The sequence below is a fragment of the Hydrocarboniphaga effusa AP103 genome, assembly GCF_000271305.1.
Taxonomy (GTDB): Bacteria; Pseudomonadota; Gammaproteobacteria; order Nevskiales; family Nevskiaceae; genus Hydrocarboniphaga; species Hydrocarboniphaga effusa.
Genome location: NZ_AKGD01000001.1, coordinates 2,028,535 through 2,052,162, shown reverse-complemented (window position 1 = coordinate 2,052,162; position 23,628 = coordinate 2,028,535). Strand labels below are relative to the sequence as shown.

The 23,628-nt window shown below is 67.1% G+C and carries 23 protein-coding genes and 1 riboswitch; of the genes, 13 read left to right on the top strand and 10 right to left on the bottom strand.

Features of this window, described 5'->3' with window-relative positions:
* Positions 1 to 60: 60 nt before the first annotated feature.
* Both ku and WQQ_RS08975 read right to left on the bottom strand, forming a co-directional pair.
* The gene (ku, locus tag WQQ_RS08980; protein ID WP_007184837.1) at positions 61 to 954 is read right to left on the bottom strand and encodes a non-homologous end joining protein Ku; all 894 of its coding nucleotides are present in this window, start codon (positions 952 to 954) and stop codon (positions 61 to 63) included.
* A 73-nt stretch (positions 955 to 1,027) separates the two neighbouring features.
* Complete coding sequence (locus WQQ_RS08975) at positions 1,028 to 3,208, bottom strand: acetyl-CoA hydrolase/transferase C-terminal domain-containing protein (protein ID WP_007184836.1); 2,181 nt, start codon at positions 3,206 to 3,208, stop codon at positions 1,028 to 1,030.
* Between the two features lie 50 nt (positions 3,209 to 3,258).
* Here WQQ_RS08975 and WQQ_RS08970 point away from each other — a divergent pair, with 50 nt between their 5' ends.
* A complete protein-coding gene (locus WQQ_RS08970; protein ID WP_007184835.1) occupies positions 3,259 to 3,744 on the top strand; it encodes a DinB family protein in 486 nt (161 codons plus the stop codon).
* A 45-nt stretch (positions 3,745 to 3,789) separates the two neighbouring features.
* Here WQQ_RS08970 and WQQ_RS08965 read toward each other — a convergent pair whose 3' ends face one another.
* On the bottom strand, positions 3,790 to 4,554 hold the full coding sequence (locus WQQ_RS08965; protein WP_007184834.1) for an SDR family oxidoreductase: 765 nt from the start codon (positions 4,552 to 4,554) through the stop codon (positions 3,790 to 3,792).
* Entirely contained in the window at positions 4,551 to 5,948 is a 1,398-nt protein-coding gene (gene argH, locus WQQ_RS08960; RefSeq protein WP_007184833.1) for an argininosuccinate lyase, read from the bottom strand. The genes WQQ_RS08965 and argH overlap by 4 nt, the downstream gene beginning before the upstream one ends.
* Before the next feature lie 146 nt (positions 5,949 to 6,094).
* Between argH and WQQ_RS08955 the strand changes: the two genes are divergently transcribed.
* The 6 genes from WQQ_RS08955 (at position 6,095) to WQQ_RS08930 (ending at position 12,860) form a co-directional block, all read left to right on the top strand.
* Positions 6,095 to 7,156: a sensor histidine kinase gene (locus WQQ_RS08955; RefSeq protein ID WP_007184832.1), complete on the top strand. Its 1,062-nt coding sequence runs from the start codon at positions 6,095 to 6,097 to the stop codon at positions 7,154 to 7,156.
* Positions 7,157 to 7,223: 67 nt separating this feature from the next.
* Positions 7,224 to 7,970 (top strand): LytR/AlgR family response regulator transcription factor, encoded by a 747-nt coding sequence (locus WQQ_RS08950; protein ID WP_040453253.1) that lies wholly within the window; start codon positions 7,224 to 7,226, stop codon positions 7,968 to 7,970.
* Between the two features lie 250 nt (positions 7,971 to 8,220).
* Positions 8,221 to 8,823, top strand: a complete 603-nt coding sequence (locus WQQ_RS08945; protein ID WP_007184830.1) for an ATP-dependent Clp protease proteolytic subunit — start codon at positions 8,221 to 8,223, stop codon at positions 8,821 to 8,823.
* Between the two features lie 3 nt (positions 8,824 to 8,826).
* Positions 8,827 to 9,756 (top strand): hydroxymethylbilane synthase, encoded by a 930-nt coding sequence (gene hemC / locus WQQ_RS08940; protein WP_007184829.1) that lies wholly within the window; start codon positions 8,827 to 8,829, stop codon positions 9,754 to 9,756.
* 10 nt (positions 9,757 to 9,766) lie between these two features.
* Positions 9,767 to 11,668 carry a uroporphyrinogen-III C-methyltransferase gene (locus WQQ_RS08935; RefSeq protein WP_007184828.1) on the top strand — a complete coding sequence of 634 codons (1,902 nt, stop codon included), beginning with the start codon at positions 9,767 to 9,769 and terminating at the stop codon, positions 11,666 to 11,668.
* A 7-nt stretch (positions 11,669 to 11,675) separates the two neighbouring features.
* Complete coding sequence (locus WQQ_RS08930; RefSeq protein ID WP_007184827.1) at positions 11,676 to 12,860, top strand: heme biosynthesis HemY N-terminal domain-containing protein; 1,185 nt, start codon at positions 11,676 to 11,678, stop codon at positions 12,858 to 12,860.
* A 57-nt stretch (positions 12,861 to 12,917) separates the two neighbouring features.
* Here the strand turns inward: WQQ_RS08930 and WQQ_RS08925 are convergent, their stop codons facing one another.
* Positions 12,918 to 13,310 (bottom strand): DUF2306 domain-containing protein, encoded by a 393-nt coding sequence (locus WQQ_RS08925; protein WP_007184826.1) that lies wholly within the window; start codon positions 13,308 to 13,310, stop codon positions 12,918 to 12,920.
* 176 nt (positions 13,311 to 13,486) lie between these two features.
* On the opposite strand from WQQ_RS08925, the gene WQQ_RS08920 reads away from it, so the two are divergent.
* The 5 genes from WQQ_RS08920 (at position 13,487) to metK (ending at position 17,173) form a co-directional block, all read left to right on the top strand.
* Complete coding sequence (locus WQQ_RS08920; protein ID WP_007184825.1) at positions 13,487 to 14,689, top strand: alkane 1-monooxygenase; 1,203 nt, start codon at positions 13,487 to 13,489, stop codon at positions 14,687 to 14,689.
* A gap of 61 nt (positions 14,690 to 14,750) precedes the next feature.
* Positions 14,751 to 14,918 carry a rubredoxin gene (locus WQQ_RS08915; protein WP_007184824.1) on the top strand — a complete coding sequence of 56 codons (168 nt, stop codon included), beginning with the start codon at positions 14,751 to 14,753 and terminating at the stop codon, positions 14,916 to 14,918.
* Entirely contained in the window at positions 14,918 to 15,232 is a 315-nt protein-coding gene (gene ppnP / locus WQQ_RS08910; protein WP_007184823.1) for a pyrimidine/purine nucleoside phosphorylase, read from the top strand. Before WQQ_RS08915 ends, ppnP begins: the two co-directional genes overlap by 1 nt.
* 10 nt (positions 15,233 to 15,242) lie before the next feature.
* Positions 15,243 to 15,731 carry a cupin domain-containing protein gene (locus tag WQQ_RS08905; protein ID WP_007184822.1) on the top strand — a complete coding sequence of 163 codons (489 nt, stop codon included), beginning with the start codon at positions 15,243 to 15,245 and terminating at the stop codon, positions 15,729 to 15,731.
* A gap of 224 nt (positions 15,732 to 15,955) precedes the next feature.
* Entirely contained in the window at positions 15,956 to 17,173 is a 1,218-nt protein-coding gene (gene metK, locus WQQ_RS08900; protein WP_007184821.1) for a methionine adenosyltransferase, read from the top strand.
* 84 nt (positions 17,174 to 17,257) lie between these two features.
* Here metK and WQQ_RS08895 read toward each other — a convergent pair whose 3' ends face one another.
* Together WQQ_RS08895 and WQQ_RS08890 are read right to left on the bottom strand one after the other, a co-directional pair.
* The gene (locus tag WQQ_RS08895) at positions 17,258 to 17,803 is read right to left on the bottom strand and encodes a cob(I)yrinic acid a,c-diamide adenosyltransferase (protein WP_007184820.1); all 546 of its coding nucleotides are present in this window, start codon (positions 17,801 to 17,803) and stop codon (positions 17,258 to 17,260) included.
* Positions 17,804 to 17,828: 25 nt separating this feature from the next.
* The gene (locus WQQ_RS08890) at positions 17,829 to 19,640 is read right to left on the bottom strand and encodes a TonB-dependent receptor domain-containing protein (protein ID WP_007184819.1); all 1,812 of its coding nucleotides are present in this window, start codon (positions 19,638 to 19,640) and stop codon (positions 17,829 to 17,831) included.
* A gap of 59 nt (positions 19,641 to 19,699) precedes the next feature.
* Positions 19,700 to 19,894: riboswitch (cobalamin riboswitch) on the bottom strand.
* Positions 19,895 to 20,005: 111 nt separating this feature from the next.
* On the opposite strand from WQQ_RS08890, the gene WQQ_RS08885 reads away from it, so the two are divergent.
* Positions 20,006 to 20,788, top strand: coding sequence for an inositol monophosphatase family protein (locus tag WQQ_RS08885; protein ID WP_007184817.1), 783 nt, complete (start codon positions 20,006 to 20,008; stop codon positions 20,786 to 20,788).
* Here WQQ_RS08885 and WQQ_RS08880 read toward each other — a convergent pair.
* From WQQ_RS08880 to WQQ_RS24625, 3 genes are read right to left on the bottom strand one after another with little or no spacing between them, the layout of a single operon-like run.
* The gene (locus WQQ_RS08880; RefSeq protein ID WP_007184816.1) at positions 20,778 to 21,452 is read right to left on the bottom strand and encodes a glycoside hydrolase family 19 protein; all 675 of its coding nucleotides are present in this window, start codon (positions 21,450 to 21,452) and stop codon (positions 20,778 to 20,780) included. The genes WQQ_RS08885 and WQQ_RS08880 overlap by 11 nt on opposite strands.
* Complete coding sequence (locus WQQ_RS08875) at positions 21,449 to 22,402, bottom strand: hypothetical protein (RefSeq protein ID WP_007184815.1); 954 nt, start codon at positions 22,400 to 22,402, stop codon at positions 21,449 to 21,451. The genes WQQ_RS08880 and WQQ_RS08875 overlap by 4 nt, the downstream gene beginning before the upstream one ends.
* A complete protein-coding gene (locus tag WQQ_RS24625; protein WP_192812952.1) occupies positions 22,399 to 23,502 on the bottom strand; it encodes a hypothetical protein in 1,104 nt (367 codons plus the stop codon). The genes WQQ_RS08875 and WQQ_RS24625 overlap by 4 nt, the downstream gene beginning before the upstream one ends.
* Positions 23,503 to 23,628 lie beyond the last annotated feature (126 nt).

Genomic DNA, 23,628 nt, shown 5'->3' with positions numbered 1-23,628 from the left:
GGCTTCTCCAGGCAGATAGGGCGCTTCGGAAAGCGCCCTATCTGCCTTTCGGCATTTGTCTCAAGACGCGTTTTTCCTGCGGGTCGTCTTGCTGGCTTTCTTGGGGGTGGACTTGCGAGCCGGCTTCTTGACGGACGCAGCCGCGGGCGTGCGCTTGTTCGTGTCGATGCTCTTGCGCAGCAAGGCCATGAAGTCGACCACCTTCTCGTTGCCTTGAGCCGTTTGATCGGCTTTGGCGACTTTCTTCGACACCTTCTTGCCCTTGCTCTTGAGCCGCCGATCGATCGCCGCTCTCAGCTTTGCGCGTGTCTCGTCGTGATACTGCGAAGGATCGAAATCGGTGCTCATCGATTCGACGAGCTGCTCGGCCATCGCTCGTTCCTTAGGACTGATGCGATTGCTCTTGGCATCGGCCGCCGGAAATTCGTAGGCATCCGCGGCCACCACTTCCTGCGGGTAGCGCAGGATGAGCAGTTGCAAAGCCTCGCCCAGCGGGCGCACGAGCGCGAGCCGCTCGCGCGTGCGGATCACCACCCGCGCAACCGCAACCTTGCCGAGCTTCACGAGCGTATCGCGCAGCAGTACGTAGCCCTTGTGCGCCTTGCCGGCCGGCACCAGAAAATACGGTCGATCGTAATATTCCGGCCCGATCTGCTCGGGCTCGACGAAGGCTTCGATATCGACCGACTCGTGACTCTCGGGCGCGGCGTTGGCGAAGTCCTCTTTTTCGAGCACCACGTAATTGCCCTTCTCGTACTCGAAGGCCCGCGCGATCTTGTTCCAGGGCACCTCGTCTCCGGTCTCCTCGCTGACGCGCTCGTAGCGCACGCGCGACTGATCGCGCATGTCGACGAGGTGGAAGTGCAGATCCATGCTGCGCTCGCCGGGCACGAGCTGCACTGGAATGTTGAGCAGCCCGAACGAAATCGCGCCGTTCCAAAGTGGCCGTGCCATGCGAGGCTCCGAAGTAAGCCGAATGCGGAGGCGCAGTGTTTTGCGGCCGTACTGAGTCGCTCCTGAACTGCGGTCAGGCCTTGCGCAGCTGATCGAGCAGCAGGCTGCGCGCAACGCGGTTCTGCAGGCCTTTCGGCTCGTCGAGCCCCAGGCGCTGCAGATCGGCTCGCTCGGCTTCATCGACCGGCTGCAGCGGTCTTGCGCCGCGCAACAGCAGCTTGAGCTTGGGCGTCGTCGCCACCGTGGCCTGCACGGCCTTGAGTCCCTTGGCGAGCCGCAACTCCTGCTCGGTGAAATCGTGACCGAGCGGAAACGCCGGAAACAAGGCTTCGGCCTGGCCGCTGACTTCGATCACGCGTGCGAGTCGCTCGGGACGATTGTCCTTGCAGCGCTCGGGCAGGCGGTAGTTGCGTGCGAGCTTGCCGGCCTGCTGCGCTTTTTCGATCAGCTCGGGCTGGAAACGCGAATCGGCGATCTCGATCAGCGCACGTGCGACCTGCTCGTCGGTCTGCGCGCGCAGATCGGCAATGCCGTATTCGGTGACGACGATGTCGCGCAGATGACGCGGAATGGTGCAGTGCCCGTAGTCGAACAGGATATTGCTGCTGGTCTTGCCATCTGCGTCGCGCACCGCGCGCAACAGCAGGATCGAGCGCCCGGTCTCGAGCTGATGCGCCTGCGCGACGAAGTTGTATTGCCCGCCGACGCCCGACACCACGCGACCGTTTTCGAGGCCATCGGAGATGATCGCGCCCGACAGCGTCGCCATCATCGCGGTGTTGATGAAGCGCGCGTGCAGGCGCTGCGCCTTGTAGAGCCGCGGGTTCAGGTCGAGCTGGTTGATGCGCTCGACGCCGGTCATGCAGATACGGTTGCGCTGCTCTTCGGGCATGTCGCGCAAGGCCTGATAGAAGCTGCGCGGTCCGAGGAAGAAGCCGCCGTGCAGCACGATGCCGTTGCGCAGCCGCTCGCCGAGGCAGCTTTCGGCGATCGCCGCGCGCGATCGCGGGTTCGCGAGATTCGCCGGAATGCGCTGGCCATCGGGGGCGATGATCTCGCCGTCTTCATAGCCGCTTGCGTCGACGAACAGGCCGTGATGGCGCAGGCGTTCGAAATCCTGCGTGCGCAGCAGGCGCACGCCGTGTTCGGCGAGCGCTTCGAGCACGCGCGCATCGAGCTTGCGCGGGTCGCAAAGCCCTTCGTCGACGAGCTGCTGCAAGGCCCAGAAATCGTAGACCTCGCGACGGATCACGCCGGCGTCGAGCAGATGCAGAAAGCCGTCGACGATCATCTCGCTCGCGCCATAAAGCCCGCGCTCGAAACGCTGCAGGCCGCCGAAGCCATCGATGAGGCCGCGCCAGGGCGCGATCGCGTCGAGCGCGTTCAAGCTGCGCTGATACTCGGCGTTGCGGCGCTCGCGAAGTGCGAGCGCATGCGAGACCGCATCGCCGAGCGTGCCGATGCCGATCTGCAGGGTTCCGCCGTCGCGAACGAGCGTCGACACACGCAGGCCGATCGCGTGATCGGCCACCGATACCGGCGTCTTCGGCACCGAGAACAAGGCGCTGGAGTAGCGCGGATGGTCGATCACGAAATCGAAGTTCGAGGGCTCGACTTCCGCATCGTTGCCCATGTACGGCAGCTGCTCGTTGACCTGCGCGATCACCGCGATTCGCCGATCGCCGCGCGCCTGGGCCGCGCGCAGCAGGCGCTCGAGCTCGGGCCCGGTGTCGGGGTTGCAGCTCAGGCTGTAGCGCAGGCCTTGCGCGGCTTCTCGCTTGGCGACGATCTGAGCCGTCACATTGCAACCCTGCGCATAGACATCGCGAGCCGCGAACGTGTAATTGGTGCTGATGTAGTCGCGCTGCGCCTGATCGTCCGCCAGCCGCGCCCCGGTCTGGAAGAAGAACTCGAGCACGCGCACGTTGGGCGGCAGCTTGCCGGCGTTCTGGTCGCGCACATAGTCGAGCTCGACCACGCCTTCGTAAATGCGTTCGAGAAACGGATTGAGCAGGGCGCCTTCGAGCCCTGTCGGGCGAGGCCGTTGCAGCGATAGCGCGGTCAGCACGGTCAGCTTGAGATCCGGATCGCGCTTGGCGCGCGCATACAGCGCATTGATGAGTTCGACCGGCTTGCCGAGCCCGAGCGGGACGCCGAGCCGGATGTCGTTTCCGACGCGCTCGACGAGCGCATCGACGCAGGCCTCGACTCCATCGAGATAACGAGGCTGCCTCGTCGGTTTGCTATCGGCCATGCAGGTTCCCCCGGTCGTTATGATGCGAGCCTACCCCACTCAAGCCATCCATGATCGACCGCAACTACGCGCTGCGCATGGCAGCCTACAACCGCTGGATGAACCAGAACCTCTACGCTTGTGCGGCCCGGCTATCGGACGAGCAGCGGCGCGAGGACCGTGGCGCATTCTTCAAGTCGCTGCACGGCACCTTCGAGCATCTGGTGTCGACCGACACGATCTGGATGGATCGCTTCAAGCTCCGCCGGGTCGGGCCGATGGAGCCGCTCGCGCTGAGCTTCGATGCCCTGCGCAGCCGTCGCGAGGCGCTCGACGAGGAGATCGCCGAGTGGGCCGGCTCGCTCGAAGCCGAGTGGCTCGCGGGCGATTTTCGCTATTACAGCTATGCCTACGGTGCGCACTTCAGCAAGCCCGGCTGGCAGCTCGCGGCGCATCTGTTCAACCACCAGACCCATCACCGCGGACAGGCGACGACGCTGCTGATGCAGTTCGGCATCGATCCGGGCCCGACCGATCTGCCGATGCTGCCGGACTAGCCGCGGCGCCGCTCACGGCACCGGGTCGAAGTCCGCGACTCGCTCTCAGCCCTTCTGCACCTTCATGCCCGCGAAGGCCTGCACCACCGGCATCAGCGAGATCGTGTTGATGTTGACGTGCGCGGGACGCGTGGCGACCCAGTGGACGACGTCGGCGATGTCGTCGGCCGTCAACGGCGTGGTGTTGGCGTAGACGTTCTCGGCCTTGGCGTCGTCGCCATGGAAGCGCACGTTGGAGAATTCGGTACCGCCGCAGAGGCCCGGCTCGACGTTGCTCACGCGTACCGGCGTGCCGGCCAGGTCGGCCTTGAGGTTCAGCGAGAACTGGCGCACGAAGGCCTTGGTCGCGCCGTAGACGTTGCCGCCCGGATACGGCCATTCGCCCGCGATCGAGCCGATGTTGACCACATGTCCGCGACCGCGCTCGACCATGCCCGGCAGCACCGCGCGCGTGACCGTCATGAGGCCCTTCACGTTGGTGTCGACCATGGTTTCCCAATCGTCGAGCGAGGCTTGGTGCGCAGGTTCGAGGCCGAGCGCGAGGCCGGCGTTGTTGACCAGCACGTCGATGCCCGCGAAGTCCGGCGGCAGGTTGGCGATCTCGAATTCCACCGCCGCGCGATTGCGCACGTCGAGCTCGATGGCGTGCGCCCGTTCGCCGATCTCGGCGGCCAGCGCTTCGATGCGATCGAGCCGGCGCGCCGCGAGCACCACGCGCGCACCGTCCTCGGCGAAGCGGCGGGCGATGGCGGAACCGAAGCCGGCGCTGGCGCCGGTGACGAGGACGACGTTGGCGCTGGCGCGGCTCACGGCTTTGCACTCCTGGCTCGGGCGATGGCGGCGCGCACCTGGTCGGGCGCGGTGCCACCGTAGGTCTTGCGGGCGGAGACCGAGGCTTCGAGCGTGATGTGCCCGTAGACGTCGGCTTCGATGATGGGCGAGAAACCTTGCAGGGTTTCGAGCGACAGCTCGGCGATGTCGCAGTCCCGCTGTGCCGCAAGGCCGACCACCGCGCCGACGACGTGGTGCGCATCGCGGAACGGCAGCCCCCTGCGGGCGAGATAGTCGGCCAGGTCGGTCGCGGTCGAGAAGCCCTTGGCCGCGGCCGCGCGACAGGCTTCGCGCTTGCAGACGATGTGCGGAACCATGTCGGCGTAGACGCGCAGGCACATCGTGACCGTGTCGATCGCGTCGAACAGCGGCTCCTTGTCCTCCTGGTTGTCGCGGTTGTAGGCGAGCGGCTGGCCCTTCATGAGCACCAGCAGGGCGTTCAGATCGCCGATCACGCGGCCGGTCTTGCCGCGCACGAGCTCGGGCACGTCGGGGTTCTTCTTCTGCGGCATGATCGAGCTGCCGGTGCAGAAGCGATCGGGCAGGGCGACGAAGCCGAACATCGGCGTCGACCAGATGATGAGTTCCTCGCTCCAGCGCGACAGGTGAACCAGGATCAGGCTGGCCGCGGCGCAGAATTCGATGGCGAAGTCGCGATCGGAGACCGCGTCGAGCGAATTCTCGGTGACGCCGTCGAAGCCGAGCTGCTGCGCCACGTAGTGACGATCGAGCGGGTACACCGTGCCCGCGAGCGCGGCCGAGCCGAGCGGCAGCAGGTTCAGGCGCTTGCGGCAGTCGACGAGTCGCGAGCGATCGCGCAGCACCTGTTCGCGCCAGGCCAGCATGTGGTGGCCGAAGGTCACCGGCTGGGCGATCTGCAGATGGGTGAAGCCCGGCATGATGCTGTCGGCTTCCTGCTCCGCAAGCCCGAGCAGGCCCTCGGCGAGCGTATCGAGCAGCTGCAGCAGCACGTCGATGCTGTCGCGCACGTAGAGACGGATGTCGGTGGCGACCTGGTCGTTGCGGCTGCGGCCCGTGTGCAGGCGCTTGCCGGCGTCGCCGACCAGCTCGGTCAGCCGCGCCTCGATGTTCATGTGCACGTCTTCGAGCGCGGTCTTCCACGTAAAGGCGCCGCTTTCGATTTCGCCGAGCACGCGGTCCAGGCCGTCGACGATGACGTCCGCATCGGACTGCGAGATCACGCCCACCTTGGCGAGCATGCGCGCGTGCGCCTGGCTGCCGGCGATGTCCTGGCGATAGAGCCGCGCATCGTAGCTGACCGATTCGCTGAAGGCGGCGACGAGCTCGGAGGTCGATTCCGAGAAGCGGCCGCTCCACATGGGGTTCTTGGCGTCGGGCGAGGCGGACTTCATCGGCGGGTCGGGCGTGGGAGCAAAAGGGGCGGAATTATAGCCTCCGACCAGCGGCATCCCCGGCCGGCTTCGGGGGCGGACGCAAATGCCGCCGCCATGCCTACAATTCGGCCCTGTCGAATTCCCTGTCGATCCATCGGCTGCCCATGCTCCAGGTCAAGACCAATCCGGCGACGCGCATTCGCCTGATTCCCAACTTCTGCACGGTGCCGGTGGCGCTGTCGCTGGCCTTGGCCATGGAACTCGTCGCCCTGTGCTTCACGCTGGCCGGCCCGATCCGCACCGGCGGCATCCTGCAGAAACTCGTGCTGCTGTCGCTCTACATGCAATGGATCGGCCTGTGCGGAGCCGCGCTGTTGTGCTGGATGCGCCGCTTTTTGACCATCGCCCGGCCGGGCCTAGTGTTCTTCGTCTGCTGGGCTTCGCTGGTGCTCGCGGTGATGCTGCTGTCGAACCTGGCCTGGATCATCGGCACCAACCCGCGCTGGGGCGTGCTCGACCCCAACGAGCCGCGGCTCTGGTTCATGCTGCGGCATTCGGGCATCGCGGCCATCGTCGCGCTGCTGCTGCTGCGCTACTTCTGGACGCGGCACCAGTGGCGCGAGCAGGTACGTGCCGAATCGGAAAGCCGCTATCAGGCGCTCAACGCGCGCATCCGCCCGCACTTCCTGTTCAACGCGCTCAACAGCCTCGCCGCGCTGATCAGCGTGCGCCCCAACGACGCCGAGGGCCTGGTCGAAGATTTGGCCGACGTGTTCCGTGCGAGCCTCGAAAAGCCCGGCCAGATGGCCCCGCTGGTCGACGAGATCAGCATCTGCAACGCCTATCTGCGTATCGAAAAGGCCCGGCTCGACGAGCGCCTGCAGGTGGAGTGGGACGTCGCCGAGGAGCTGCTCGAGAAACCGGTTCCGTCGCTGATCATCCAGCCGCTGGTGGAGAACGCGGTGCACCACGGCGTCTCCAAGCGCAAGGACGGCGGCACCATCCAGGTCCGTGCGTACAAGGACGCCGGCACGCTCGCGATCGAGGTGACCAACCCGCTTGCCCCGCAGGACGAGTCGGCTGCCAGCGGCCAAGCGCACAGCGGCAATCAGGTCGCGGTCGATAATATTGCGAGCCGTCTCAGCCTCATTTACGGTGAGAGGGGCAAGCTGGAGCTGGGCATCGAAGACGGGCTTTACAAGGCAAGATTGAGATTGCCGCTGTAAGCGCCGTGTCATCGTCCCCGCGCCGGCTCGGCATCGACAGGATGAGCGCACCGAAGGGAGCCAGACGATGAGAGTGGTGATCGTGGACGACGAACCGCTGGCGCGCGAGCGCCTGCGCCGATTGCTGTCCGAATTCCCGGGTTACGAGATCGTCGGTGAAGCCGGCGACGGCGAAACCGCACTCGAAGTCGTCGACAACGAAGAGCCCGACCTCGTGCTGCTCGACATCCGCATGGGCGGTGTCGACGGCCTGCAGGTCGCGCGCCAGCTCGCCGAATACGATCCGCCGCCGGCGATCATCTTCACGACCGCCTACTCCGAGCACGCGCTGTCGGCCTTCGATGCCAACGCCGACGCCTACCTGCTCAAGCCGATCCGCGTCGAAAAGCTCAAGGAGGCGCTGCTGCGTGCGCGTCGTCCGACCCGCGCGCACAAGTCGCCGGCGACGGCCTCCGCCGTCAGCAACGAGCGCCCCAAGCGCGAGTTCGTACTGGCCACCACGCGCGAAGGCCTGGTGCGCATCCCGGCCGAGGACATCGTCTATTTCCTCGCCGACCAGAAATACACCACCGTCTGCCACCTGCACGGCGAGGTGCTCATCGAGGAATCGCTCAAGACGCTCGAGGAGGATTTCGCCCCGTGGTTCCTGCGCATCCACCGCAAGGCGCTGGTGGCGACGCGCTTCATCGCCAGCCTCGAACGCGAGCGCACCGGCGAGCAGCACCACTGGCTGCGCATGAAGCACGCGGCCAAGCCGTTGCCGGTTTCGCGCCGCAGGCTGGCGGAGGTTCGGCGGTTTTTGACCGAATCCTGAGGGCTTTTTCCTCTCTCCCGCTGGCGGGAGAGAGTCCCGCGTAGCGGGGAGAGAGGGCTCGCCCGATCAGTGCGCGCACTTTCCAGCCAACCCCTCTCCCGGTCCTCCGGACCACCCTCTCCCACAAGTGGGAGAGGGGACCGGCAAGACCGTGGCAACCGCCATTCCGCCACCATTCCCCCGACTTGCCTAAACTGAGCGCTCTTCGCCCGCCGACCGGTGGCGGGCGCGACCAACCAAGGAGCTGCTCATGCTGGACCCGTTCACCGCCGCCGACGACGAGAAGGCCGACGCCGTGACCCCCAAGCGTCCCAACAGCCTTGAGGAAAGACTGTTCAAGGCGCGCACGATCCTGATCTACGGCGGCATCAACCAGAAGCTCGCCGAAGCCGTGACCAGCCGCCTGCTCGCGATGCAATCCGAGTCGCTGGACCCGATCACCATCTTCATCAACAGCCAGGGCGGCCACGTCGAATCCGGCGACACGATCTACGACATGATCAAGTTCGTGAAACCGGAGATCAAAATGGTCGGCACCGGCTGGTGCGCCAGCGCCGGCTCGCTGATCTACTCGGCCGCCAAGCCCGAGAACCGTTTCGCACTGACCAACACGCGCTTTCTGCTGCACCAGCCCTCCGGTGGCATGGGCGGCACGGCCAGCGACATCGCGATCGCGGCCAAGGAAATCGTGCGCATGCGCCAGCGCCTCAACGAGATCTACGCCAAGGAGACCGGCCAGCCGGTCGAGCGCATCGCCGCCGACACCGAGCGCGATCACTGGATGAGCGCCGAGGAAGCCAAGGCCTACGGCCTGGTCGGCAAGGTCATCTCCAGCGCTTCCGAAGTTGTTTAAGGCGTGCCCGGCCTGATCCGCATTGCCACGCGCGAGTCTCCGCTCGCGCTGTGGCAGGCCTACCACGTGCGCGACCGCCTGCTCGCGCTCGGCGAGGGCCTGTCGGTGGAACTCGTGCCGATGACCACCCAGGGCGACCAGCTGCTCGGCAGCCCGCTGTCGGCGATCGGCGGCAAGGGCCTGTTCGTCAAGGAACTCGAGCAGGCGATGCTCGAGGGCCGCGCCGACATCGCCGTGCATTCGATGAAGGACGTGCCGGCGCAGCAGCCGGACGGCCTCTGCCTGTCGGCCTTCCTGGCCGGCGAGGATCCGCGCGACGCCTTCGTCTCGAACACCTACGGCTCGCTCGCCGAGCTGCCGCAGGGCGCGCACGTAGGCACCTCGAGCCTGCGCCGCCAGACCCAGCTGCGGGCCCTGCGCCCGGACCTTGCGATTTCGCCACTGCGCGGCAACGTCGGCACGCGCCTGCGCAAGCTCGACGAAGGCCAGTACGACGCCATCCTGCTCGCCGCCGCCGGACTGATCCGGCTCGGCCTGCACGAGCGCATTCGCGAGGCGCTGGACGTCGATGCCTTCGTGCCCGCGATCGGCCAGGGCATCGTCGGCATCGAATGCCGCACTGCCGACACCGCCACGCGCGCCACGCTCGACCGTCTGCACGATGCGCTGACCACGCAGCGGCTCACCGCCGAACGCGCGCTCAACGCCCGTCTCGGCGGCGCCTGCCAGGTGCCGGTCGCCGGGCATGCGCGCATCGCCGATGGCCAGCTGCATCTGAAGGCCGTGGTCGGCGATCCGGCTTCGAGCCGCATGGTGCGCGATGAGATTCGCGGCCCGGCGAGCGATGCCGCCGCGCTCGGCAACACGCTGGCCGAACGCCTGCTCGACGCCGGCGCGCGCGCGATCCTGCAGGGCCTGGGCGTCATCGCATGAGCGTCGTCGCATGAATCGGGCGCTGCGCGGGCTGCGGGTTCTGGTGACGCGTCCGGCGCACCAGGCCGACGGCCTGTGCCAGCGCCTCGAAGCCGAAGGTGCCGAAGCCGCGCGACTGCCGCTGTTCGCGATCGAGCCGACCGGCGAAGCCGCGCTGCACGCGCAGCGGCTCGCCGAGGCGCAGGCCTGCGACGGCTGGATCTTCACTAGCACCAACGCGGTCCGCATCGCGGCCGAGCTGCACGCCGGTCCGTGGCCGACGAGCTACGCGGTCGGTGCGGCGACGGCGTCCGCGCTCGAGGCGCTCCAGCGCGGCCAGGTGGTGATCGCTCCCGAAGCCGGCAGTTCGAGCGAAGCGCTGCTCGATCGCCCCGAACTCGCGTCCGTGACGGGCCGGCGCTTGCTGATCGTCACGGGCGAAGACGGCCGCGACCTGCTGCAGACCACGCTCGAAGCGCGCGGGGCGGCGGTCGAGACCCTGCCGCTGTACCGGCGGCGGGCGGTCGAACACGAGATGGAGCGCGTGATCGCCGAGGTCGAGCTGGCCGACGCGGTCGTGCTCACGAGCGGCGAAGCGCTTGATCGCCTGTGGGCGCTGACGCCACCCGTTTCGCATGCCTCGCTGCTCGGTCGTACGCTGGTGGTGCCGAGCACGCGGGTCCAAGACAAAGCCCGGGAGCTCGGCTTCGCCGCGCCGCTGGTGCCCGAGACCGTCAGCGACGAGGCCATCGTTCGCCGTCTGCTCAGCTGGCGTGAGGCCGAATCCAAAGCCAACACCATGACCGACACTCCGACTCCCCCTCCCGCCGGGCCGACGCCGAGCCCGTCATTGACGGCCGAGCGCGCGGCTCCGCCTCCGCCTGCCAGCCAGCGTCCGAGCCGCGCCGGCGCGGTGATCGCCTGGTTCCTCGTGCTGGTGCTGGCCGGGGCGCTCGGCTACGGCGGCTGGCTGTTCTGGGACTTGCGCCAGAACCAGCTGAGCCTCGCGCAAGCCCACGAGCATGCGCTGCGCACGCTGTCGCGCCAGGCTACCGAACTCGAAAGCACCACCGAGCAGCTGTCGACCCGCCAGTCCGACCTCGCCCGCGTGCTGCAACGCGAGAGCACCGATGTCGCCGGCCTGCAGGGCCGCATCGAGAATTCCGAAAAGCTCATGGGCCGCATCAGCGACGAGCTGCAGGGCGGCCGCACGCGTTTCGCGATGGCCTCGGTCGAGCAACTGCTGCTGCTCGCCAACGATCGCCTGCTGCTCGAACACGACATCAAGTCGGCGCTCGTCGCCCTGCAGCTCGCGGACGAACGCCTGGGCCAGATCAACGATCCGCGCCTGTTCCGCGTACGCGAAGCGATCGCCGAGGAGCGCACGCGCCTGCAGGCGCTGCCGCGCCCGGACCTGACCTCGGCCTCGCTGACCCTGTCGAGCCTGATCGACCGCGCCGAGAACCTTCCGCTGCGCGCCCGCGTCGCCCCGAAGCAGTTCGGCGGCAGCACGCGCCGCAGCGCGATCGAGAGCCCCGACCAGCACTGGACCCAGCGCATCTGGAGCGCGGTGCGAGAGGCGGTGTCGAGCCTGTTCCTGGTTCGCCGCGACGACAACTCCGCGACCCTGCGCCTGCTGCCGGCCGAGGACGAGGCGGTGCTCGTGCACGTACTGATCCTCAAGCTCGAATCGGCGCGCGTCGCATTGCTGCGCGGCAACACCGCGTCGTTCCGCGAATCGACGCGCTCGGCGGCCGACTGGCTGCGCCGCTACTTCCGCGCCGAAGACCCCGGCGTGATCGCGGCGCTCGCCGAGATCGAGCGCCTGCAACCGCTCGAACTGTCGGCCCCGCCGCCGGACATCACCGGTTCGCTGACCCTGCTGCGGCAGGCGCTCGACCAGTCCTCGCCGCAAAGCGGCAGCCGCGAGTGAGCGCCGCATGATCCGCGCCTGGCTGCTGATCCTGATCGTGCTCGCCGCCGGTGCCGCCGGCGCCTGGGCGCTGCGCGGCGACGCCGGTTACGTGCTGCTCAATTACGGGCCCTGGGTGCTGGAGACTTCGCTGCTCGGGCTGTTCCTGAGCATGGCGCTCGCGCTGTTCGCGCTGGTTTACGGCTTGCGCCTGCTCGCCGCCGTGATCCGCCTGCCGACGACCCTGCGCAACGTCTTCGACCGCCGCCGCCGCGACAAGGCGCGCGACAGCTTCGAGGCCGGGCTGCGCCGGCTCATGGAAGGCAACTGGAAGCGTGCCGAAATCGACCTCGTGCGGCGCGCTTCGGATCATCGCTCGGCCCAGCTCAACTATCTCGGCGCCGCGCGCGCCGCGCAGAAGCTCGGGGCGGCGGATCGTCGCGATCATTACCTGCAGCTCGCGGCGCAGGCCGAGCCCTCGCACGACCTCGCGGTGCTGATCACGCAGGCCGAACTGCAGCTCGAACGCGGCGAATTCGCCCAGGCGCGCGAAACCGCGCTGCTGCTCCGCGAGCGCGACGCCAAGAGCGGCTACGCCGTCGAACTGCTCGCCCAGGCCTTCCTCGGCCTGCAGGACTGGGAGGCGCTGCGCGGCCTGCTCGTCGAGACCGACAAGATCGAGGCGATGCCGGCCGAGCGCCGCGAAGCCCTGCTGCGCCAGGCCATGCTCGCGCTGATCGAACGCATCGAGGCCGACGGCAAGCTCGACCAGCTCAAATCGCTCTGGGATGCAGCCGGCGGCACGCAGCGGCGCGATCCGGTCCTGCGCCGCCGTTATGCCTGCGCCCTGCACCGGCTCAATGCCGACGCCGAAGCCGCCTCGCTGATCGGCGAGGCGCTCAAGGCCGATTGGGACGGCGAACTCGTGCGGCTCTACGGCGAGCTGCTCGGCAGCGACGGGCTGTCGCGCCTCGCCGCGATCGAGCAGTGGCTCGGCGAGTACGGCGAGCGCGAAGAGCTGCTGGTCACCGCCGGCCGCGCCTGCCTGCAGAACAAGCTCTGGGGCAAGGCGCGCAGCTATCTCGAAGCGGCGGCCCGGCTCAAGCCGACGCCGGCCGCCTATCGCGAACTCGCGCGGCTCTGCGAGCAGACGCAGAACCCGGAGGAGGCCGCGCGCTATTACCGGCTCGGGCTGGAGCTCGCGACTCCGTAGTCGGGGTGACCTGTGGGTTACGGCTCTTGGCCCAACCCACCCTACGAGACAGCGCGCTCAATTGCCGAACAGCAGCCGGTGCAGCAGGCGTCCCGGCACCGCGAACGCGAAGAAGCCGGCGATCAGCAGCCCACCGACGTAGAGCCCGATCATCGCGCGCCGGTGGGTGGCGATGTCACCGCGCCGGGCCGCGAAGAGCGCCCGCGGCGGAGCGACGATCGCGAGCAGGCTGAACAGGTGGATCAGCCCGAAGTGGTTCATCAGCTTGGGCCCAAGCAGGGCCGGCATCAGCAGCGTGAGCCAGCCGGTCGCGAACATCAGCAACAGATAAGCCTTGCCGAGCGCCCGATGCGGCGGCGTGCCCTTGGGCCGCAGCATGAGCCAGCTGCCGAGCGCGAACGCCGGGACGACCGTCGTCAGGTGGATCAGGCTCAGTTCGGAATAAGTCATCGGGCGGGCGGCGGGGCGGGCTCGCCGCTAGGTTCGCATGCAATCGATCCATAGCGCGTACAGCTTCGCTCCGAGAGCACATGAACCGTTCGGCGGCTCGCATCTTGACCGCGTGCGATCCCAGCAATTAATTTATTGACCGATCGTTTTATTAATAACGGATGGGAGGAGAACCCATGTCGGTCCCGGCTTCGGCAATGGAATGGAAGGACAACAAGCGCGCGCTCTGGCTGCTCGGCGTGATCATCGTCGGCTTGCCGATCTACGCGTTCACCGGCTATGCGCTGACCGGCTGGGGGGTGTTCTGGTGGGCCGGCCCGGTGCTCGTCTACGCGGTGATCCCGGCGCTCGACTGGCTCGTCGGCACTGATACCGAGAATCCGCCCGAGGAGCGCGTCGCGAGCCTGTCGCGCGAGCGCTGGTACCGCTGGGCGATCTACCTCGCCGTGCCGGTGCAGTACCTGAGCTTCGTCTGGGGCACCTATCTGGCCGTGACGCACGACCTGGCCTGGTACGAATGGCTCGGCCTGCTGCTGACGGTCGGCGGCGTCTCGGGCGGCGCCATCAACATCGCCCACGAACTCGGCCACGCCACCGACCCGGTCGACCGCTGGCTCGCCAAGATCGCCCTCGCCCCGGTGGTCTACGGCCACTTCTACGTCGAGCACAATCGCGGCCATCACGTGCGCGTGGCGACGCCGGAAGACCCGGCTTCGGCCCGCTTCGGCGAGACCTTCTGGGAGTTCCTGCCGCGCTGCGTCGCCGGGTCGGTCGCCTCGGCCTGGCGCATCGAGAAGCGCCGGCTCGAGCGCCAGGGCAAGCCGGTCTGGCACTGGAGCAACGACAACCTGCAGAGCTGGGCGATCTCGGCCGTGATCTTCGGTGCGATGACGATCTGGCTCGGCTGGGCGGCGCTGCCGTTCATGCTGCTGCAGGCGGCTTACGGCGGCAGCCTGCTCGAAGTCGTGAACTACCTCGAACACTACGGACTGCGCCGCAGCCAGCGCGAAGACGGCAGCTACGAGCGTTGCCGGCCCGAGCATTCCTGGAACAGCAATCACGTGGTGACCAACCTGTTCCTGTATCACCTGCAGCGGCACTCGGATCACCACGCCAACCCGACGCGGCCGTATCAGGCCCTGCGCCATTTCGACGAAGCCCCGCAGTTGCCGTCCGGCTACGCCTCGATGATCCTGCTCGCCTACCTTCCGCCGCTGTGGTTTCGCGTGATGGATCGCAAGGTCGTCGCGCACTACAAGGGTGACATGCGCCGGGCCAACATCCAGCCGCGGCTGCGCGAACGCGTGCTGGCCCGCTACGGATCGGCGCTCGACGCAAAGGTCGACACCGGGGTTTCTACTCAGACAAGTCAGGCATAATTGCGGCCCCGCCGACCGGCGGGGTCCCCGACACCTGATTGTTTATCCGAACGTTCCGCATATGAAGAAGTGGCGCTGTCTGGTCTGCGATTTCGAGTACGACGAAGCCAAGGGCCTGCCGATGGAAGGCATTCCGGCCGGCACGAAGTGGGAAGACATTCCCGAAGACTGGACCTGCCCGGACTGTGGTGTGGGCAAGTCCGACTTCATCATGGTGGAAGCGGACTGATGACCGCCCAATTCGATCAGGTCTCGGTGCTGACCAAGGCCAACGTCTATTTCGACGGCAAGTGCGTGAGCCACACGATCCTGCTGGCCGACGGCACGCGCAAGTCGGTCGGCGTGATCCTGCCGTCGACCCTGCACTTCGGCACCGCGGCGCCCGAGATCATGGAGCTCGTCGGCGGCCGCTGCCGCGTCAAGCTCGACGGCAGCACCGAGTGGAAGGATTACGAAGGCGGCCAGTCGTTCAGCGTGCCGGGCAACTCGGGCTTCGACATCGAAGCGCTCGACGCCGTCCATTACGTCTGCCACTTCGGCTGAAGCCGCTCGCATGAACCCGGCCGCCGCAGACTGGATCGCGCGGCTCGGGCTGGCGCCGCATCCGGAAGGCGGCTGGTTCGCCCGCATCCACACCGACGCGCGCCTCGTCGACACGCCCGCCGGACCACGCGCGGCGGCGACTTCGATCCATTACCTGCTCGACCGGCGCTCGCCGGTCGGTCGCTTCCATCGCAACCGATCGGACATCCTGCACTACCTGCAAAGCGGTGGGCCGGTGGATTACTGGCTGCTCGAAGCCGACGGCTCGGTGCGCCGCGTGACGCTCGGGTTGGCGCCCAACCAGCAGCTGTTCCTGCACGTGCCGGGCGGCGTCTGGAAGGCCAGCGTGCTGCATGAGCCTGCCGATCACGCGCTGGTGTCCGAAGTGGTCACGCCCGGCTTCGACTACACCGATCACGAGTTCCTGACGCTCGAAACCCTGCACGCCGACTATCCGCGACACGCCGGGTCGCTGGCGGCCTTCGTGCGCCCTGGCTGAGCTCGCCGCGAGCGGGGGATTTCGGCCGTGGATTACAGGTCGGAATCCTGTAGAAAGATCGCGGTCCGCTACGCCCGTCACGGCCTCGTCATGCGAAACCGCTTCTCTATATCGGTGGGGGATCGCTGTCGCTACAATGCGCCCCCATCCGTGCATCCGTATGCGCGGATTCCAATCGACCCCGTGGTTTTCACTTTCCCGCTGTTCCCGTCTTGGAGCGTTTGATGTCCGAATATCTGTTCACGTCCGAATCCGTTTCCGAAGGTCATCCCGACAAGCTCGCGGACCAGATTTCGGACGCCGTTCTCGATGCGATCCTGACCCAGGACAAGGCCGCGCGCGTGGCCTGCGAAACGCTGGTGAAAACCGGCGTCGCCATCGTCGCGGGCGAGATCACGACGAGCGCCTGGGTCGACCTCGAAGCGCTCGTGCGCAAGGTCATCCTCGACGTCGGCTACACGAGTTCGGACGTCGGCTTCGACGGCGCCACCTGCGGCGTGCTGAACCTGATCGGCAAGCAGTCGCCCGACATCGCCATGGGCGTCGACGGCACGCAGAAGAAGAAGAAGGCGCCCGAAGAAATCGGTGCCGGCGACCAGGGCCTGATGTTCGGCTATGCCTGCGACGAGACCAAAGAACTCATGCCGGCCCCGATCTACTACAGCCACCGCCTCGTCGAGCAGCAGGCCAAGGTGCGCAAGTCCAAGAAGGGCGGCCTCGCATGGCTGCGTCCGGACGCCAAGAGCCAGGTCACGCTGCGCTACAACGCGGCCGGCGAAGCGGTCGGCGTCGATGCCGTGGTGCTGTCCACGCAGCACAACCCGGAAGTGAAGCTCAAGGACCTGCGCGAAGCGGTGATGGAATCCATCATCAAGCCGGTGATTCCGGCCAAGTGGATCGGCAAGAACACCAAGTTCCACATCAACCCGACCGGCAACTTCGTGATCGGCGGTCCGGTGGGCGACTGCGGCCTGACCGGTCGCAAGATCATCGTCGACAGCTACGGCGGCTGGGCCCGCCACGGCGGCGGCGCGTTCTCGGGCAAGGACCCGTCGAAGGTCGACCGCAGCGCGGCCTACGCGGCGCGCTACGTGGCCAAGAACATCGTCGCATCTAGCCTGGCGACCAAGTGCGAAGTGCAGGTGAGCTACGCCATCGGCGTGGCCGAGCCGACCTCGATCTTCGTGACCACCTTCGGCACCGGCAAGATCAGCGACGCGAGCCTCGAGAAGCTGGTGCGCGCCAACTTCGACCTGCGCCCGGGCGGCATCATCAAGATGCTCGACCTGATCCACCCGATGTACCAGGCCACCGCGAGCTACGGCCACTTCGGCCGCAAGCCCTACGAGATGACCGTGAACGGCGACACCTTCACCGCCTTCTCGTGGGAAAAGACCGACAAGGCCGAGCTGCTCAAGAGCGCCGCCAAGGGTCTCAAGTAAAGCTTCACGACGCTGCAAACGAAAAGGCCGGGGCGATGCATTCGCCCCGGCCTTTTGTTTTGGCTGCGCGCGGGGCTAAGCCGCTCAGGCCTGCTTGTTCCAGGTCACTTCCTGCCCGCCGTCCAGGCGCGCGAGCGTGCGGGCGGCGACGAACAGATAGTCGGACAGGCGATTGGCATAGCGCGGCGTGAAGGGGTTGAGCGGCTCGCGCTCGTTGAGCTCCCACAGGCGCCGCTCGACGCGGCGCGTGACCGCACGCGCCACATGGCAGGCCGCGGCCGGTGGATTGCCGCCCGGCAGCACGAATTCCTTGAGCGGCGGCAGCGATTCGTTGAGCGCTTCCACAGCCTCTTCGAGCCGAACGATATCGTCTTCCTTGACGAACACCGTGCCGGGCATCGACAGCTCGCCGCCGAGGTTGAACAGCGTGTGCTGCGCGCGCGACAGCGTGCTGCGCACCGCCTCGGGCAGCGCGTGCGTGAGCAGCACGCCGATCACCGAATTGAGCTCGTCGGTCTCGCCGATCGCCTGCATGCGCGCGTCGAACTTGGGGATGCGGTCGCCGGTGGCGAGACCGGTGCTGCCCTGGTCGCCGGTGCGCGTGACGATTTTGCTGAGTCGGTGGCCCATCCGGTGATCTCCTGCCAAGCCTGCGTCAGTAGTGGAAAGTCAGCGTCGCATAGTAGCTACGCTCGGGCTGATCGTAGCCGGCGGCGGTCTGATAATCCTTGTCGAACAGGTTCTCGACGCGCAGGCGCAGATTCGCATGCTCGCCCAGGCGCACACCGCCCGTCAGGTTGAACAAGGTGTAGCCGCCGAGTTCGACGCCGCCGAAATCCTCGCGCTTGGCGCTGCCGATGACATCGACGCCCGCGTCGAAGATGCCCAGGCGACGGCTCAGCTTGAGGCCCGCGGTCTGCTTGGCGCGGCGCAGCAGCTGCTCGCCGGTGCCGCGATCCTCGGGATCCTGGACCAGACCGGTCAGGGTCGCCGACCACTGCTGCCACGCCAGCGTATAGGTCAGTTCAACACCTTCGTTGCGGTATTTTTCGACGTTGACCGCCGTGCAGTTGAAGTCGGCATCGCAGACCGTGTTGATCAGGTCGTCGACATCGCTGCGGAACACGCGCAGATCGACGCGCTGGTTCTCGCCGAGCTTCTGCTGCAGGCCGAGCTCGTAGTTGCGCGCCTTCTCGGGATCGAGATCGGGATTGCCGCCGAAGCCGTAGCGGTCGGTGGCATCGGGTGCGCGAAAGCCGGTCGCGGCCGAGGCGACGAGGCGCGTCGACGACGTCAGGTCGAAGCCGTAGTCGAGGGTGCCGTCGAAGCGGCTGCCGAAGCCCTGATAGTCGCTGTAGCTGCCCGCGATCACCGCGCTGTGGCGGCCGTAGCGCAGCTCGTCCTGCAGGCGCAGCGTGGTGATGTCGCGACCCTGGTCGATCGGGCTGCCGAAGCTCAGCGCCTCCACCTTCTCGTGCACGAAGCCCGCGCCGCCGGTGATGCGCTGCGCCTCGCCGAGCGACCAGACCAGCGCCGCGTTGACGCCGCTGCGTACGGTCTCGACGAAATCCGCGCTCTGCTTCTGTTCGATGCGATCCTGCGCGCGATTGGCCGCGATCGTGGCCGACAGGTTCTCGGCGAGCGGCAGCGTGGCATCGAGCGCCGCGACCTGGTTGCGATAGTCCTGCGAGACCACGGCGCGATTGAAGTTGTCGTCGTAGCCGTAATACTCGACGTCGCCGCGCGCGTCCCACAGATGCGCGCCGATGGTGGCCGCTCCGAGCTTGAGGCTGCCGTCGGCATTCACGCTGGTGCGCTCGTAGCCGGTGTCCTGGTCGAAGCCGCGCAGCGCCGGAAAGCCATCGGTGTTCTGGTGCTGCACCTGCAGGCTCGCGCTGCCGCGTTCGCCCGCATAGGCGCCGCGCACGCTGCCGTCGAAGGTGTTGAAGCTGCCGCCGCGCAGGCTCGCATCGAGCGAGCTGCCGCTGGCGTCTGCTGCACGCGTGATCACGTTGATGACGCCGCCGATCGCGTCCGAGCCGTACAGCGTCGCGCGCGGACCTTTGACGATCTCGATGCGCTCGATCGAATCGGGCGCGATGTTCTGCAGCGCCGCGCCGCCCGACGTGGCCGGATTCACGCGCACGCCATCGATCAGCACGAGCGTGTGGTTCGATTCGCCGCCGCGGATGAACACCGACGTGGCCTGGCCCGGGCCGCCGTTGCGGCCGAGCTCGATGCCGGCGTAGAAGCGCAGCAGCTCGGCCAGATCGCCGGCCTGCGACCGCTCGATCTCGTCGCGCGAAATCACCAGCAGCGGCGCGAGCACCTCGCTCGCGGGTGTGGGGTTGCCGGTGGCGGTCACCACGACCGGCGCGAGCTGCACCAGCGCATCGCTCTGCGCGGAAGACACGGCGGGCACGAGCACAGCGCTGCCCAGCAGCAGGGGCTGAATCGAAAACTTCACGGATGCTTCTCCTACGGCCCCGCGTCCCCGCGAGCCGCAATAGTGGGTGAGCCAGCCGGTCGGCTGACATATCGCAGGCCGGTCTCCGGGCTCATGGGCATGGCCTTCGGCACCTTCCCGGATGCGCTGCATCCAGTGGCGTGTCGCCGAGGCTTCCCAATTACCGTTGCGGGGGCAGCGTTCGCTTGTGCACGAACTTCCCGTTTAACCCTTGAGCCGACTGGCCCGCGGGCACCTGCGGCGCGGATTCTACGGACTGCGGCCGCCGGCTGTCTGCTGGCAGAAGCGCTCGCCGTGGGCGGGCGGCTTTGCCACGCGCGTTATGATTCGCGCCCGTTTCCCGATCGCACCGTCCGCCTGCCGCCATGACCACCAGTCCGTTTCTCGACGCCGCACTCGCCGCCGCCGATGCCGCCAGCGATCTGATACGCCGCGCCTACCGCGGCAATTTCTCGGTCGAGTACAAGGCCGACGCGAGCCCGGTCACCGAAGTCGACGTCGCCGCCGAGAAGACCATCAAGGGCGTGCTGCAGTCGCGCTTTCCCGATCACGGCTTCTTCGGCGAAGAGACCGGGCGCAGCAACAACGATTCGGACTATCTCTGGCTGGTCGATCCGATCGACGGCACCAAGAGCTTCGTGCGCGGCTATCCGATGTTCTCGGTGCAGATCGCGCTGATGCACAAGGGCGAGCTGATCCTCGGCGTGTCGAGCGCCCCGTGCTGGAACGACGGTCGCGGCGAAACCCTGCACGCCGAAAAAGGCCAGGGCGCCTGGCTCGACGGCCAGCGCCTCGCCGTCTCGTCGACGAGCGCGATCGAAAAAACCACGCTGTCGACCGGCAATCTCGCGAGCCTGGCGCGCCAGCCCGAAGCCTGGTCGCGCCTCGGCGCGCTGATCCCGCGCCTGCACCGCATTCGCGGCTACGGCGATTTTCTGCACTACCACCTGCTCGCGAGCGGACGCATCGACGCCGTCGTCGAGTCCGACGTGAACATTCTCGACATCGCCGCGCTGACCGTGATCCTGCGCGAGGCCGGCGCGGTGTTCACCGACCTGCGCGGCGAGCCCGTGGGCCTGGCGACGACGAGCGTGCTCGCCACGGTGCCGGCGCTATACGGCCCGATCAAGGACGCGATCAGCTTCTGATGACGCTCAGGCCCAGGGTTTGACGGGCCTTTATCCAGTACGCGCGCCGCTCGGCGAGCCCTTTGGTTGCACCATTGATCGCAATGGTGATCTTTTCGAAATCGGCGTCGTCGTTGTCGTCGCTGAAATCGTCGGCCAGCGCATTGAGCCCGCGCGACTTCCAGAAGTAACCGGCCGATCGCGCAGCCTGGGTCTTTTGCTCGAGCAGCTCCGGCTGCTGTTCCAGGCCCGGCAAGCCCAGCGCTTCGCCGACTTCGCGGTAATTGGAACGGCCCGTGATCTGGATCAGCCCGCGGCCCCGGAACGTCCAGCCGTCGTCGCTGCCTGGCACATTGCCGAGCTTGCCGTTGTAGACGCGATTGGCCAGCGCGCGATCGCGGCCATTGGCCACGCCCGTGGTCGACACGTAGGGCTCGGCATCGGCCGGCGTCGGGAAGCGCTTCGGCCAGGTTCTGCAGATGGTCTCGGCCTTCGTGTATTTGAGGCTCTCACGAACGCGCGTGAGCTCGGCGGATTCGTGCGCAATCTGCGCGACGAACGCGGCGATGCGATCCAGATTCCGGACGATGTCGAACTCCTCCATCGTCTGATTGAGCACCGGCGTCCACTCGGCGGTTTCACGATTGTTCGGCAGGATTTTCGATAACTGCGCTTGCGTGATCATGCAGCCTCCTTCGCGCTGTCCTTCTCGACCTTGAGGTCTTCGTCCTTGGGCTTGAGGCTCGCGCGCAGGTCGACGAGCTTGCTGAGCAGGTCGAACCAGAACGTCGCCCCGAACGACAGTGCGAAGCCGGTTAGCAGCAGGCCGATGACTTTCTTGATGACGTCGTCGGCTTTCGCACCGCCACCGAAGTTGCGGGCGAACTCGCCTTCGAGCCAGCCCAGCGGCAAGCCGAGCGATTCGGCGATCTCGCGGTTCTTGTTGATGATGGCGATCTGCTGGTCGAGCGCGCCGTCATCGGCGACGTCCACGCTGTCGGTGCGCCGGTCCACATACGTCGCCGCGCTGTCGGCGATGCGCTCGGCGAGCAGCGGGTCCATCGACAGGCTGCGCACGATCTGCAGCGTGTCCACGTTGGCCGCGAACGCGAGCACCAGGCCGATGACGAGCAACACGCCACGCGCATAGCGCGCGAACCAGCCCGAGACGCGATCCATCGAGGTGTTGAAGTGATCGACCAACTCGGCTTCCATCGCGGCGACGAGCGTCTCGCCGGGCGCGAGCGCGCGCTGTCCGACCAGGCGCTCGGCATAGGCCCTGAGCCGCACAAACGGGCCCGTCGCCGACGCGTCCTGCGCCAGCGTGGTCTCCGCGAGCATGAGCACGGCGCGTGCGAAGCGCAGCGGCGGGATGTACGAAGGCAGCTTGCGGCTGTTTTTCCCGAAGTTTCCATCGAACAGGCTGTTGATGAGCTCGTGTTCGTAGAAGCGCTCGACGTCGGCGTCCACGTTATCGGACAAGCGCCGCAGGATTTCGGTGATGCCCCTAGCGAGCAGCTTGCCGCGCCGCTTGACGATGATCTCGACCGCATCGAACAACGCCGAGGCGATGCTGCTGAAGATCACGTAGACCAGCGTGAGGCCGATCAGCACATTGAGCAGCTGAAGAATCATGCCGGTGGCTCCTGATGGTCGGCGATGGCGGACCTCGGCCACCAGACTTCGATCACGCCCTTGTCGGTCGTGCCCTGGAAGCGGCTCATGTAGACACGCTTGATCTCCAGCCCGTTGCCGCCGCAGCCGGGCTGATCCTTCAAGGCATCGATGACGAGCTGCGCCGCCGACTCGTCGGCCGGGTAGGTGTAGCGAACCTGCAACTGCGCCGGCGAGCGGCTTTCGCCGACGGTTTCGATCTGCGGAGATTTGAACTGGCCCTGCGCGTTGAGCGCCTCGCGCAACGGCGTGGCGGCGGCCAGCGCACTAGCGTTCGGAACCTGGATGAAGACGCGGATGCGTGGACGATCACCCGGGCTTGCGATCACGCAAGCGGGTGGCGGTGACGGCGGCGGTGGTGGTGGTGGTGGTGGTGGTGGTGGTGGTGGTGGTGGTGGTGGTGGTGGTGGTGGTGGTGGTGACGGCGGCGGTGGGGCGAGTACCGGCGATGGCGAAGTCGCGGGCGACGGATGCAGCATCAGCTGCTGCCGCAGCGCGTCGCGTTCGCTCGTCAGGCTGGCGATCCGCTGCTCGAGGGTGTCGACAGCCGGCCCGGACGCCGCGCCGGCCTCGACATCGCAGCGGCTCTCGGCTCCGCGCGCGAGCTTGTTGAGCTCGCTGAGGCTGTCGCGCCTGTCGTCCGGCAACTTGGCGATGAAATCGTCCAGCCACTGCTCGGAACCTTCGCGTATGCACTCGCAGACCATCGGCTGCTTGCTCGCCGGATCGGCCAGCTGCAGGGCGGCGATCAGCACGGTGCGCGTGCGCTTGGAGACCGTTTGCGTCTTGAGCAGCGAGGCGGCGAGATCGATGCGGGAGCAGAAGCGATCGCCGTTCAGCAGCAGCACCTGCTGCAAGGCGTCGGCGGTCTTGGTGTCGACGTCGGCTTCGCTCGCGAGCCGCCGGTCCTCGGCCTCTTTACGCGCCAGCTCGCGCTCGGCGTAACGCTGGCGCTGCTGCTGGCCTTCCTGATAAACCCCGGTTGCGAGCGGGGCCAAGGCCAGCAACAACGCAGCGGTACGACCCCCGATCAATGGCGATTTCGGCTTTCGATCGCTCACGACGGCAAACCCCGATTGCCATCGTCGTGCTCGCGACCGTCCAGCAGCGGCAGCGCCATGTGACGTTCCCCCCGGAACAATCCCCGGAGAAGAAATTGCCTTTACGAGGGCTGACGGACAATGGGA